This window comes from Bacillus sp. BD48 (assembly GCF_046566805.1).
Lineage (GTDB): Bacteria > Bacillota > Bacilli > Bacillales > Bacillaceae > Bacillus > Bacillus safensis.
Window position 1 is genome coordinate 749,837 of record NZ_JANGFM010000002.1, and the last position, 13,310, is coordinate 763,146.

Genomic DNA, 13,310 nt, shown 5'->3' on the forward strand with positions numbered 1-13,310 from the left:
GCTGCTAGAACATGCGTGAAATTAGTCCTTCTGTCCTGTGATCGGACGTTCGGATAGTTGATGGAGCTCAGGAACTGGAAAAGCCTCCTGCTCCTTGGCCGATTTTTCTTCCAGGGTTTTCTTCATTTCGGATAAAAGCTTTACGCTCTCCGTTGCTGCTGCCGCTTTTTTTTCCTGCAAATCAATGATCTGTGAAAGTCCGACGAATAAACCGCCTCCCATCAGAAGGAGCGCAGGGGTTTGTCCATAATAAACCACGATCAAAAATGTGCTTGAAAAGCTGTCGGCTTCAATGAAGAAATCTTCTTTTGATTGCGTGAATACAACGATTAACAGAAGTATCCCTAGAATCAAAAATAGAATGCCGGCCGAAAGTAAAGCTCGTTTCATGATTGACACCCTTTTTTTCTTACCATTTTAACATACTCTATAAGGATTGTGTTGCGCCCTTAGTCCCGAAGTCACGGATTTTCACATTTGTCTTGTAACGAATGTCCGATTCACTAAAAATCTCATCCCAATGCTTCGCTTCTTTTCGAAAGTCCTTCGGATATGCAATACTCGCTTTTTGATAAAACCCGCAAATATCTGCTTTGATCTCATGCTGTAATTCCTCAATGAAATTTTTTACGCTTTTCTCTAATCGACGCTCCACAACACCCTCAATTTCTTGAAGATACTTTTCATTGAATGCGTTCTCCCGCTCATTCCAATCCTCAGACAATCGTCCATCAAGCTCCACTGACACATCAAATTGATATCTTCCGCTCGCTGTTTTATTTGTTTCAATGCTGTGTTTCAGTTTAAAAATTTCAAATGAATAGATGCTGTGATCATATTCAAATTCAATGACTCCGCCTTCTCCGTCTCCGGTCAACAGGTTATATGACTGCACGGCTAACGGAGAGATGTTGGTGAGAAATCGTCTGTTTTTTATAATAGATGCGCCGTTAATCATTAATTTCCCCTGATTCACACTAACCTTCGGAATCGCAAAGGAGACTTTGTTTTGCATAGCAGAAGAAATATCTCCTAATGAAACGGGCTTGAGCATACGTATGGTCGATTTAGTATTCCCAGAAATATCATATAATGTAGAAGAAGCTGGCTGTCCATCGTCATTGATTTTCAGCAAGTCCCCAGGCTTCTCAGAGGTCATAAAGACGAGGCTTCCTCTCCTCGTTTCATTGTCGCGAATAAATTGATTAATGACGAGGTCGAAATTATTCTCATTGATTAATTCCTCAGAAAATAAATACACCCTCAGCTGCTGGGCGAAAACACGGTGACTTTTGAGCGTCGTTGTTCGGAATATTTGATGTACGGAATCACCACTAGTTTCAATAATCTTTGTTGGATCTTTTACGCTGGATTCTTGCTCAATTTTTTGAGGAACAAGGACTTGCATAGATATTTTAAGCTTATGACCGTCATCTCCTTTATCTAAGCCATAACCAATCGCCATGTTGAGCTCCTCAATATTGGTACTATCCCAGCATCCACTTAATAGAACTAGGGACAGGTATGCAAAGGCCGCCTTCTTTTTCATGCTGCTTTCCGCCTCCTTTTAAAAAACACGATGATAAATAAGAGAAACGGGAGGATGCCGAATAAAAGAAAAAATAAATGGTTCACATAGGTTAAATAATTACGCACTGTATCAACATCCTTTGGGAAAACGGCGGCAAAGTAGATGACAATTCCCATCAATGCGAGCACGACCTTTTTTGGTAATTTTGTTAGTTTGGATACCCCCATTGCAGCAAAGAACGTATATCCTACAAAGCTCGTATAAAGCTGAACAAGCCAAACGATGAGTAAAAAGGATTCAATCCGTTCAATAAAAATCCCTTGTATATCAAACGATTGAAATAAAGCAATCGTCGGCCAAGTCAAAGTCGCAGTTTCTTTCACCGTGAACGCACCAACGACAAGAATATAGGTAAAAATATAGATGATCGCAGGAATCATAAAGCCGACTGCGCCATAAGCAAAGGTGTGTTTTTGCGTGTTCATAAAGGCAGGCATAAACAGCATCATTTCAATGCCGACAAACGAAATGGCTGATGCGTTAAGGGATTTGAAGACAGGGGAGAATCCCTCTCCTAAAACAGGCCGGAGGTTATCTAACTTAAATTCTTGAACACTGAGTCCGTATGCAACAAATAAGATAATCAAGGTGACAATGAGAAAAAAGGGGCACAGTCTGGCAAAATCACCAATCCCGCCGACTACAAGATAAAGACCAACCAAAATAAAGCTGATCATTGTCACCGCTACAGGCGTGTTTTGAAGTAGAAAGAACTTCACCATTTCTGACATAGCCCGTACTTCATAGCTGGCAACGCCAAGAAAATAAATAATAATGAGCAGGTTAGCAAGAGCACCAATCCACTTTCCAAGCCCCTCATTTGTATAATCGTAGTAAGAGGAGAAGGGGACTTTTTTCATCATAAGGACATTCACAAAAATGAACACAATGTAAACGGCACTCATGAGTAAGAGCGCAATCCAGCCGTCAGGTGTAGTGGCAGCCTGAGCCATTGATCTTGGCAGAATCATCATACTTGCACCTAATGTAGTATTGGCAATAATGGCACTTGCCTGATAGCTGGAAATCGACTCTTTATGATTGACCATATCGTTCTCCTTTCTTTTGATTTTTCAAAGGCAATCGAATGATGGAATTGTCTTCATTTTTATAGCTGAACACAAAATCTGGTGAGAAATAAGGCGTACCAAAACTTTTTTGCCGTGTTAAATGAGTAAGGAGAACGAGCATGAACAGCACAACCCCATATAAACCCAAAGTAGCTGCTGTAAACATGGACACAAAGCGGAGCACGCGGAACGACATGCCCATCCCGTATTGAGGCACAGTAAAGGACGCAAGGGCAATCACACTGACGATAATGACCATAATCGAGCTCACAATATGAGCCTGAACGGCCGCCTGCCCAATGACAACTCCACCTACAAGTCCAATCGTTTGACCGAGTGGATTTGGCAGCCTTAAACCGGCTTCCCGCAGCAGTTCAATCGTTATCTCCATGATGAGTGCCTCCACAATAGGCGGAAAGGGGACATTTTCTCTTGTACTTGAAATCGAAATCGCCAGTGTTGTTGGTAAAAGTCCTTGATGGAAGGACACAAGCGCAATATAAATGGCTGATAAAAATAATGTCAGAAAGATAGAGGTAAACCGCAGCATACGAATGAGAGAGGCGGCGATCCACCTTTCATAATAATCATCAGGTGATTGCATAATCGTCGCGAGAGAAGCAGGTACAATTAACACAAAAGGTGAATGATCAACAAAAATGGCGACACGTCCATTATTTAAAGCAGATGCCACTTTATCCGGCCGTTCTGTGTTTTGGATTTGCGGAAAAGGAGAGTACACATTATCTTCAATCAGTTCCTCAAGAACCCCAGAGTCTTGTATATCATCAATCGTGACCTGTTTGAGCCGTTTTTTCACTTCTTTTAAAACAGACGATTGAGCCATACCATCAATGTACATGATGGTCACTTGGGTGTATTTTTTTTGACCAATTTTCATGTCGACGGTTTTAAGATCAGGGTTTTTCAAACGCTGCCTTACAAGAGCTAAGTTCGTATCTAAATCTTCAATAAAGCCAATTTTCGGTCCTCTCACAACTGTTTCAGAGGTAGCATCACCTATACTGCGTTTCTTCGTTCCATGCGTTTCTAAAATATACGCATGCTGAAATCCGTTAATCAGTACAACGCAATGCCCATCAAAAATCGCATCGACCAATTCCTCGGTGGTTTTCACCGAACGTGTAGTCATCATGGATAAATTGGATTCCAGCTTCTCTTTTGTGAGAGACGTATGATCTTGGAGAAGCAGCTTTAAAAAGGTTTGAATCTCCATCGTTTCGTTCATTTCTTTTATGTATAAATAGTAAACAACCTGTCCGTTATTTAGTGTTTTTTTGTCATGGATCAAATCGTCCATTTCCTTTAATTGCGGAAGAATGACGGAGAGATTATCGTATAAGTGCTCTTTTAATGGAGTCTGATTCATTCGGATCACCCGCCTCAAATCTTTTTCTTAGCATTACCTGCTTGAAAAAACAATATTCTGTGTTACATTATTTTGTGGTAAAAGAAAGAATGAGGGTTTTGGAGGAAACAAGATGGCACAGATTCGTTTAGCAGGAACAAAAGAGGAGATCGACCGTATTCTACAGTCGTTTGACAAGCATTATGAGGTGACATATACATCAAAGGATTACGGAAAAACGAACCCAAAATACAAATATTCGAAGGATGTTCGCGTTTATATTGAACTAAAATTAAAATAAAGATAAAATTTTAATTGAAAACGCTTAAAGGATTTTCGTTTTTTGTATAGAATAGAGTTGAGTGATGAGAAGCTATGGAGGGATACATAATGACGGAATTTAGAATCGAAAAAGATACAATGGGCGAAATCAAAGTGCCGAAGGACAAGTTCTGGGGTGCACAAACACAACGAAGCAAAGAAAATTTCAAAATCGGTTCTGAGAAAATGCCAAAGGAAGTTGTGAATGCGTTTGCAATTTTGAAACGTAGCACAGCGATTGCCAACGAACGTCTTGGCAACCTTGAAAGCGAAAAAGCAGAAGCAATTGCTGCTGTATGTGATGACATCATCAGCGGAAAGTATGACGAGCATTTCCCGCTTGTTGTCTGGCAGACAGGCAGTGGAACACAAAGTAACATGAACATGAACGAAGTCGTTGCAAACAGAGCAACTGCTTACTTGAAAGATAAAAATAGCGAGTTCAGCATTCACCCGAATGATGACGTTAACCGCAGCCAAAGCTCAAATGATACATTCCCAACTGCTATGCACGTGGCAGCTGTTTTAGCTGTGTACAAAAAATTGCTGCCTGCTATTGACCAGTTAAGAACAACTCTTGATGAGAAAGCAAAAGCGTATCAAGAGATTGTGAAAATCGGCCGTACGCACTTGCAGGATGCAACACCGCTGACAGTTGGTCAAGAGATTAGCGGCTGGGTATACATGCTGGATCGTTCAAAAGAAATGATTCTAGAATCAACTGAAAAAATGAGAGAATTAGCAATTGGCGGAACGGCTGTTGGTACAGGAATTAACGCACATCCTGAGTTCGGTCAATATGTTGCTGAGGAAATCAGCCAGCTGACAGGTCAAACTTTCAATTCTTCACCAAACAAATTCCATGCGCTGACAAGCCATGATGAAATTACGTATGCACACGGTGCCTTAAAAGCACTTGCAGCTGATTTAATGAAAATTGCCAATGATGTGAGATGGCTTGCAAGTGGTCCTCGCTGCGGAATTGGTGAATTGATTATTCCTGAAAATGAGCCGGGAAGCTCAATTATGCCAGGAAAAGTCAACCCAACCCAAAGTGAAGCTTTAACCATGATTGCAGCACAAATCATGGGGAATGATGCCACAATCGGTTTTGCAGCAAGCCAAGGGAACTTTGAGCTGAACGTATTTAAGCCAGTCATTATTTATAACTTCTTGCAATCAGTTGAACTACTTGCTGACGGCATGAACTCATTCCATGACAAGTGTGCAGTTGGAATCGAACCAAACCTTGAAACGATTGAGAAAAACTTGAACAATTCATTGATGCTTGTGACGGCACTTAACCCGCACATCGGATATGAAAATGCAGCAAAAATTGCGAAGCTTGCGCACAAAGAAGGATTAACACTAAAAGAAGCAGCACTTCAATTAGAGCTGTTAACAGAAGAGCAGTTCGAGCAATTTGTGAAACCAGAGGAAATGGTGACACCGAAAGCAAAATAAGAAACCAGGGGCAGCTGCCCCTGGTTTTTTTCATTGAAAGTGATGTGTTTACAAATGATCCTCTTTCAAAATGCGCAAAAGTGACTCAGAGTTGGTTTGAAGCGGTGCGTATAATTTCAATTGGTACAGCATGCCTTTCACAATGACTTGTCTTGGCTTTTGCTTGTTTAATTCATTTTCTAGGATGCCAAGCGCTTCAAATAACTCAGGCTCGTTTTTCACTTCATAGTGTGCTTCAGCCATCTCTCTTAATTCCTTTAAAAGAGATTCTGTGAGCGGATCGAATGACCGTTCATAAATCGGACCAAACCAATCGCTCGCTTGATCTACAGAAATGAGAGGAAGATCATTTCGCTTCATCATACCGCCCATCAAATCATCGATACGATGAATCATGGTTGTGGCAAGCTCTTCTGCTTCCAGCTGAAAATCATATAAAATGGCAAGCTCGAAATAAACGTGGCTCATGCCCTCAATCGTCAAACATAAATCAGCCATATATGGAATAGCAGCGTCTCCATACACTTGTTTAATGTTATCGATGTGAAGCTGGATGGTTGCAAGCCTAATTTGTTTTGCGAGCTGCTGCGTTTCTTCATTCAATGGAAGCGCCCTGTCGCTCAGCTGCATTTTAATAAAATCCTTTTGCTGCAAAATATTATCGTAATAGACAGTGAGCTGTTTGCGGTAGGCTTCTTTTGGTGTGCCGCCCTCTGTTTGAACCTCATGAATCCGGGTAAATACCTTATCGTAATAGTAATGAAGGATCGAAATGAGCAGTGCTTCCTTTGATTTAAAATAAAGATAAAAAGCACCCTTTGACATGTGGCATTCATCTGCAATTTCCTGAACAGACGTTGTGTTATAGCCTTTGCTGGCAAATAATTTCATGCCAGCCTCAATGATCATTTTTTCTTTCTTTTTCAAAATGAATGTCATCCTTTCTTACCGAGAGACAAATGTCTTAGGAAACGTGCGCAAAGAGATGTGACTTATCGGTCATAAACGACGAAAGTTTTCAAAAATTAATCAGATTGTAACTTGTTTTTTACAGTGTAATTCTTTATATTATAAAGTAAGGTGACCAACTGGTCAAAATATGTGAAAGGATGATGTTCCATGAGAGAAATCGATGATATGATTAGACGCTTGCGAACAAAAGGGATTCAAGTAGAAAAAGTCAAAATGCCGAAAGAGACAACCATTGAAAAGAAATGGATGTATCAAGCTGGCAAAAAGATCAAAGCCACATACCGTGATTTCAATGGGTATTCATTCATCTAAAAAAGACTGCGGTCAAAAACCTACAGTCTCTTCTTTGGAACTATGATTGTATAACGTACACCTAGATCATCATTTTCAATAGATATGGACGCTTGATGCATTGAAAGGATTCTTTTGACAATGCTTAATCCAATACCGAATTCGCCCTTTTTTCCCTTACTAAAAGGCTCGTATAGGTTGGACAGCATATGTTCTTCAATTGGAGGACCGTCATTACGAATGACAATGCGGATTTGATCCTCTTTCTGTTTCATCTGAATATCAATTTTACTTTTTGCATAGCGAAGTTGATTTTCTAGTACATTCTCAAATAATTTGCTCCATTGTTCTGGATCGCCTTCAAGAGCAGCCTCATCATCTAAGTCCACGTTCCACTGCAATTCATTTTTCGACCAGCGTATTCGGTCGACCACTTCCAGCAACGTATTACTGAGTAGGAAGGAAGAATGTGCGGGATGTTGTTTAGATAAATAATCAAGCTTTGTTAAGTACAGCAGATCCTTGATTTTCTTCTCAAGCTTTTCCGCTTCACCTTCAATGACTTCCACCGTTTGTTCAAGATCTCCCTTAGGAAAAATACCATCTTTAATGGACTGCGTATAGCCGCGGATGACCATGACAGGTGTTTTTAAATCATGTGAAATATTCTGCAAAAGTGTCCGTTCCGTTTCATCTTTCTGGATGAGTTTTTGTCTCATTTCTTCAATGGTATGACCGAGCTTGCCGATTTCATCTTGACGGTCAACGATGACAGGATCGTCCCAGTCCTCTTGTGCAATCCGTTTGACGTGCTTTTCAAACGCAACGATTGGTCGGGATAAATAGCGGGCAAGCCAAATCGATGGAATCCAGCTTAGTAAAATAACGGTGCCTAAGATGAAGATCAGCTGTTTAAACAGCGTAAAGGACAGGTCGTCTCGATAAGAACCTGGTGCATAGGACAGAAGAATATATTGTGTATTGCCTGATGATACCTTTTTGATGACAAAAAAGATATGCTGGCCGTTCACCTCTTCAGAATACCGTTTCGTTGCGCTTTTTTGTTTTTTCACAAACGATTGGATTTTCTCAATAAAGGCATGCGGGAAAAACTGCGCCATTTGATCTAATTCATCTGACGGGATCAAAATGTGCTGCACGGAGCGGTTTTCCGGTGTCGATTTTGGCGAGCCGTCTCGGTTCAATGGATATTCTGTCAGCACTTGCTGTTCATTTTCGATATTTTTATAAATTTCATTTGTGAAGAAGTCACGTAATGTATTGGAAAATAGAATAATCAGGACAATTGAAATGGTGAGCAAAATGCCAGAGATCACAACCCAAATTTGAAAAGCGAGCGGTTTGTTCTTCATCCTTTAAGCATCCTATAGCCAAATCCATAGATGGTCTCGACCTTTAAGTCGGGCATTTTTTTGCGCAGCCGTCTGACAAGGTCATCAACCACACGATCTGTCCCGAAGTAATCGTGTCCCCAAATCTTGACGAGGATATCTTCACGAGAAAAAGCATGTCCCTGGTGATGGGTAAATAAAAGCAGCAAGTCAAATTCCTTAGAAGTTAAGTTAATGAGTTGACCCTCTTCATAGACCTCTCTTACATCCTCATGAATGATATAAGAAGACACTGGTGTGATACTTTGCTGCTGCGGGGTATCGCTGTTTTTATACACAAGCTCCAGCAGCTTTTGAACCCGAATGATCAGCTCACGCGGAAGAAATGGCTTCGCAATATAATCACTGCTTCCCAGCTCTAAACCGAGGACACGGTCGATATCTGCATCACGTGCTGAAATGAAAATGACCGGTACGTCAGGTGATGCGGCTTTGATTTCTTTAATGAGGGTGTAGCCGTCTGTATCAGGCAGCATAATATCTAAAATCCATAGATGCGGCGGCTTGTCCATTGCCTCGCGTGCCGCTTCTCCAGTTAAAAAAGAGGAGACATTCCAATCTTCACTCTCTAAATATTTGGTTAACAGTTCATTTAAGTTTTGTTCATCTTCAACTAAATAAATGGTGTACGACAAAGTCTTCCACATCCTCTCAACGTCATTATAACGGGATACGAAGGCGGCATGTCAACAATCACACGCTTTTTTCACAATTTCACATATTCTTCTCATCATTATCCCATAATGTTTGATTATGATAAGGTCAAGGGAAAAAAGGGCATAGACAAAAGGCGGATGAATAGGTGCTTTTCATCAATGTGCGCACCTTGCTTTTTTTCTATGATTAAGTATTATATAATTTGACATATTGCCATAAAGTATTTTTTTCAATGATCTTTCCAAAAAGAGGACCTGAGTCCTATCTACACATACGAATGAAACATGATGTAAAGGAGTGCAAGCGATGGATTTCCGAAGAGAAGATGAAGAGAATAAGATGAATCATGATGAAAATGCGAATCAAGACAATGAAATGAATCAGCAAAAAGATACCGATCAAGAGAATGAGAAACAAATAGACGCACCAGAAAAAGAGAAGGAACTTGTTTTTCATCAGCATGAAAACGAAGCATCTGCCACTCAGGAGAGTGTGACAAATCATTCTCCTCAAATGGTGGATGACCGTGCGTCGAAAAAAGAGAAAAAGCGCAAGGCGGCATGGCTGAGCCCGATTCTTGGAGGGATTATTGGCGGGGGTCTTGTACTTGGCATTACACCACTTTTGCCGCAGTCACAGGATACAGCTGCCAACACGCAAACGCAGACAGCATCAAGCGAGCCGGCAGCCTCAGATAATTTCTCGACAAAACAAATCACCAATGCCACAAATGTTGCTGATATGGTAGAAGATTTAGAGCCCACTATTGTTGGGGTCTCAAACTATCAATCTACACAAAATTCGTTTGGCTTAAGCGGTGATCAAACAGAAGCTGAAGCTGGAACAGGCTCTGGTGTCATCTTCAAAAAAGATGGCAAAAAAGCGTACATTATTACAAATAACCATGTTGTCGAAGGTGCCAATAAAATCAAGGTTACCCTTTATGATGGAAAAACAAAAGACGCAAAGCTTGTCGGCAGTGATGTCATGACAGATTTAGCCGTTGTTGAAATGAACGCAGACGGCATTGATAAAGTGGCGAGCTTTGGTGATTCTTCTAAGCTTCGTGCTGGAGATAAAGTCATTGCCATTGGGAATCCGCTCGGTGCACAGTTCTCAGGTACTGTGACAGAAGGAATTATTAGTGGTCTTGATCGTACCGTAGAAGCAAATACGTCATCTGGTACGGTGGAGATGAATGTGCTGCAAACAGATGCAGCGATTAACCCAGGAAACAGCGGTGGTCCGCTTATTAATACTGACGGTCAAGTCATTGGCATCAACAGCTTAAAAATCAGCGAAAGCGGTGTGGAATCACTTGGATTCGCGATCCCAAGTAACGATGTCAAACCGATTGTAGATGAGTTATTGAAAAATGGAAAAGTTGAACGTCCATACCTTGGCGTACAAATGATTGACCTTGAGCAAGTGCCTGAGACGTATCAGGAAAATACGCTCGGCTTATTTGATAAACAAATCGGCAAAGGCATTTACGTAAAGGATGTTTCAAAAGGTTCACCTGCACAAAAAGCAGGCTTGAAATCTGGAGATGTTATCATCAAGTTCAAAGGGAAAGACGTAGTGAACAGCTCTCAGCTGAAAGAAATTCTTTACAAAGAAACAAAAGTCGGCGATAAAACCACAATGACTGTCATCCGTGAAGGAAAGAACAAAAATCTAGATATTACCCTTGGACAGTCAGATAGCGAATAAATAAAAAAACAGGTGGATGTCAACATATCCACCTGTTTTTTTGTGCTTATTTTTTTGAAGAGAGTGTACGTAGTATGATATGTTCCCACACGTTCCAAGGCAGAAGCTGCTTTGCTGTGAATGAAAGTCGTACGCCTTTTCCAACAAGATATCTCAGCCGTTTCAGCCGCTTCTTTTCTGCTAATCGTACAACAAGCTCCGCCACTTCACGAGGATCTCCATAGTTGGATTTCTGGGCATCAATATGGGCCATCATCTTTTGATAGAGTTTTGTGTATTTCGATCCTTCTGAGGGTTGAATCATTTGCTCGTTCATGGAAGTGTTCCAAATATTCGTCTGGAAAGAGCCTGGCTCGATCAAGGCCGCCTGTATACCGAACGAAGCCAGTTCAATCCGCAAGCTTTCTGTATAGCCTTCCAACGCAAACTTAGACGATACATATGGAGAAAGTGCAGGCATCCCCATTAATCCGCTGATGCTGCTCATATTGAAAATTTTTGCGCCACTCGTCATAAACGGCAGCACTGCTTGGGTCATTCCCATCACACCGAAAATATTCACTTCAAATTGCTGGCGGTATGTGTCGACAGGAACCTCCTCCGCAAAACCAGCAAAGGCTGTTCCTGCATTGTTCACAAGCAGGGTAATGGGTGCATAGGCATGGAGCTTCTTCTGAAATGCTTGAATTGACTGCGTATCGGTCACATCTAACGCTTCAATATGTATCATGCTGGATAAAGAGGCTTGCTCGATTTCTTCAGCGAGCTTTTTTGCATTGGTTTCCTGTCTGACGCCGGCAATCACTGTATAGCCCCTCTTGGCGAGACGCATCGTGATGAGCTTGCCAAAGCCGCTATTGGCACCTGTTACAATGGCTGTTCTTTTCATCATCCGGTTCTCCTTTTTGTTTAAATTTATCATAGTGCGATGTTTTATTGAATAACGAAAAGGAGCTTGGAGAAGAATAAAAAGCGATGCTGTGAAATAGGAGGAAACACATGATGTGTTGGAAGAAGGCAGGACGGATAGGAGTGCTGCTCTTTATGCTGTCCGGCTGTCAATCAATTGAACCATTACAACAAACACATGAAGCAGAAGCAGAAAGTCTGTCAGCTGTTCAAATGAAGGAACTGCCATTTCAGCATGTGCATCTGCATGTACAATATGGACAGAAAAACGAATTATATGAAGCGACCTATCGTCAGGCAAGAGGCAAAGAGGAAGCGCTCATTCGTGATCATATGAATGGTGTCCGCTATGAAGGGGAAGAAGCCTTACGCGAGATGAAGATGAAGCTGAATGATATGTCGATTCCTAGTGCAAAGATCAATGAAGCGTATGTAAATGAACTATTAGCTGCTTTTAATTTAGATGATGATTATCAGCGGATTCAGATTGATCTGAAGCTCGAAGATGGGACCAAACGTACATTCCAAAGGAAGAAATAAACGAGACTTTCTCATTTTTTAATTGAAAATGATTTTCAAGATCACTTAAATCTGATACACTAAATTGAGATAAGTGATCTTTTACGTCTGTACATAGACGATATTGAATATAAAAATTTGGATGAGAAAAGGAGCGTTTGAGCGGAATGAGTGCCATTTCTACTGAAGGTTTAAGCTTAGGCTACGGAGAAACAATGATCATAGACGAACTAAATGTATCGATCCCTAAGGGTGAAATCACAGTATTTATTGGCAGTAATGGATGCGGTAAATCCACGCTACTTCGCTCTTTGGCCCGTCTCATGAAGCCAATGGGTGGTTCTGTCCTGCTTGAAGGTCATTCCATTGCAAAATTACCTACAAAGGAAGTAGCGAAACAGCTCGCCATTCTTCCACAAGGACCAGAAGCGCCAGAAGGATTAACCGTGCATCAGTTAGTGAAGCAAGGCAGATATCCTTATCAAAATTGGCTGAAGCAGTGGTCGAAGCAAGATGAAGAAGCAGTGAACCGCGCATTGAAGTCAACAAAGATGGAAGACCTTGCTGATCGGACCGTGGATTCATTATCAGGTGGGCAGAGGCAGCGTGCATGGATTGCGATGACGCTGGCACAAGAGACCGATATTATTTTGTTAGATGAACCGACGACATATTTAGACATGACGCATCAAATCGAAATTTTGGACCTTCTGTTTGATTTAAATGAGAAAGAGCAGCGCACAATTGTGATGGTTCTTCATGATCTCAATCTCGCATGCAGATATGCTCATCATCTTGTGGCGATTAAAGACAAGTCGATTTATGCAGAAGGAAGACCAGAAACAGTGATTAATTGTGATCTCGTGAAAAATGTCTTTGATATGAATTGCCAAGTGACAACAGATCCTTTATTTGGAACACCATTATGTATTCCGCATGGTAGAGGACGCTGTATTGTGCAGCAAGCACAAGCTGAAACATTTCTTGCTGCAAGATAATCGTATGTCAAAAGCCTGACATCT

The 13,310-nt window shown here is 41.2% G+C and carries 14 protein-coding genes; 6 read left to right on the forward strand and 8 right to left on the reverse strand.

From position 1 onward, the window contains the following. Positions 1 to 21: 21 nt before the first annotated feature. Genes ACLGGR_RS08730 through ACLGGR_RS08745 form a run of 4 tightly spaced genes read right to left on the reverse strand, consistent with a single transcriptional unit; the run spans position 22 to position 4,051 of the window. Positions 22 to 390: a hypothetical protein gene (locus tag ACLGGR_RS08730; protein WP_142945160.1), complete on the reverse strand. Its 369-nt coding sequence runs from the start codon at positions 388 to 390 to the stop codon at positions 22 to 24. A 37-nt stretch (positions 391 to 427) separates the two neighbouring features. Then, entirely contained in the window at positions 428 to 1,549 is a 1,122-nt protein-coding gene (locus tag ACLGGR_RS08735) for a Ger(x)C family spore germination protein (RefSeq protein WP_410972905.1), read from the reverse strand. Beyond that, on the reverse strand, positions 1,546 to 2,640 hold the full coding sequence (locus tag ACLGGR_RS08740) for a GerAB/ArcD/ProY family transporter (protein ID WP_142945158.1): 1,095 nt from the start codon (positions 2,638 to 2,640) through the stop codon (positions 1,546 to 1,548). Before ACLGGR_RS08740 ends, ACLGGR_RS08735 begins: the two co-directional genes overlap by 4 nt. Next, on the reverse strand, positions 2,627 to 4,051 hold the full coding sequence (locus ACLGGR_RS08745) for a spore germination protein (protein ID WP_251215883.1): 1,425 nt from the start codon (positions 4,049 to 4,051) through the stop codon (positions 2,627 to 2,629). Before ACLGGR_RS08745 ends, ACLGGR_RS08740 begins: the two co-directional genes overlap by 14 nt. A 112-nt stretch (positions 4,052 to 4,163) precedes the next feature. Here ACLGGR_RS08745 and ACLGGR_RS08750 point away from each other — a divergent pair, with 112 nt between their 5' ends. Further along, a complete protein-coding gene (locus tag ACLGGR_RS08750; protein WP_003213147.1) occupies positions 4,164 to 4,331 on the forward strand; it encodes a YvzF family protein in 168 nt (55 codons plus the stop codon). A gap of 89 nt (positions 4,332 to 4,420) precedes the next feature. Continuing rightward, complete coding sequence (gene fumC, locus ACLGGR_RS08755) at positions 4,421 to 5,815, forward strand: class II fumarate hydratase (protein ID WP_024423418.1); 1,395 nt, start codon at positions 4,421 to 4,423, stop codon at positions 5,813 to 5,815. A gap of 48 nt (positions 5,816 to 5,863) precedes the next feature. On the opposite strand, the gene ACLGGR_RS08760 is transcribed toward fumC, so the two are convergent. Continuing rightward, positions 5,864 to 6,742 (reverse strand): TetR/AcrR family transcriptional regulator, encoded by an 879-nt coding sequence (locus ACLGGR_RS08760; RefSeq protein WP_041107731.1) that lies wholly within the window; start codon positions 6,740 to 6,742, stop codon positions 5,864 to 5,866. A 192-nt stretch (positions 6,743 to 6,934) separates the two neighbouring features. Here ACLGGR_RS08760 and spxO point away from each other — a divergent pair, with 192 nt between their 5' ends. Beyond that, the gene (gene spxO, locus ACLGGR_RS08765; protein WP_003212782.1) at positions 6,935 to 7,099 is read left to right on the forward strand and encodes an anti-adapter protein SpxO; all 165 of its coding nucleotides are present in this window, start codon (positions 6,935 to 6,937) and stop codon (positions 7,097 to 7,099) included. A gap of 20 nt (positions 7,100 to 7,119) precedes the next feature. Here the strand turns inward: spxO and ACLGGR_RS08770 are convergent, their stop codons facing one another. Both ACLGGR_RS08770 and ACLGGR_RS08775 read right to left on the reverse strand, forming a co-directional pair. Continuing rightward, the gene (locus ACLGGR_RS08770) at positions 7,120 to 8,451 is read right to left on the reverse strand and encodes a HAMP domain-containing sensor histidine kinase (RefSeq protein ID WP_251215881.1); all 1,332 of its coding nucleotides are present in this window, start codon (positions 8,449 to 8,451) and stop codon (positions 7,120 to 7,122) included. Further along, on the reverse strand, positions 8,448 to 9,125 hold the full coding sequence (locus ACLGGR_RS08775; RefSeq protein WP_142945154.1) for a response regulator transcription factor: 678 nt from the start codon (positions 9,123 to 9,125) through the stop codon (positions 8,448 to 8,450). The genes ACLGGR_RS08770 and ACLGGR_RS08775 overlap by 4 nt, the downstream gene beginning before the upstream one ends. Before the next feature lie 328 nt (positions 9,126 to 9,453). Here ACLGGR_RS08775 and ACLGGR_RS08780 point away from each other — a divergent pair, with 328 nt between their 5' ends. Continuing rightward, a complete protein-coding gene (locus ACLGGR_RS08780) occupies positions 9,454 to 10,860 on the forward strand; it encodes a S1C family serine protease (RefSeq protein WP_410972906.1) in 1,407 nt (468 codons plus the stop codon). Between the two features lie 46 nt (positions 10,861 to 10,906). Here ACLGGR_RS08780 and ACLGGR_RS08785 read toward each other — a convergent pair whose 3' ends face one another. Continuing rightward, the gene (locus ACLGGR_RS08785) at positions 10,907 to 11,749 is read right to left on the reverse strand and encodes an oxidoreductase (protein WP_410972907.1); all 843 of its coding nucleotides are present in this window, start codon (positions 11,747 to 11,749) and stop codon (positions 10,907 to 10,909) included. 113 nt (positions 11,750 to 11,862) lie between these two features. Between ACLGGR_RS08785 and ACLGGR_RS08790 the strand changes: the two genes are divergently transcribed. Together ACLGGR_RS08790 and ACLGGR_RS08795 are read left to right on the forward strand one after the other, a co-directional pair. Next, positions 11,863 to 12,309 (forward strand): YusW family protein, encoded by a 447-nt coding sequence (locus tag ACLGGR_RS08790; RefSeq protein WP_410972908.1) that lies wholly within the window; start codon positions 11,863 to 11,865, stop codon positions 12,307 to 12,309. 146 nt (positions 12,310 to 12,455) lie between these two features. After that, a complete protein-coding gene (locus ACLGGR_RS08795) occupies positions 12,456 to 13,286 on the forward strand; it encodes an ABC transporter ATP-binding protein (RefSeq protein ID WP_008347057.1) in 831 nt (276 codons plus the stop codon). Positions 13,287 to 13,310: the final 24 nt, after the last annotated feature.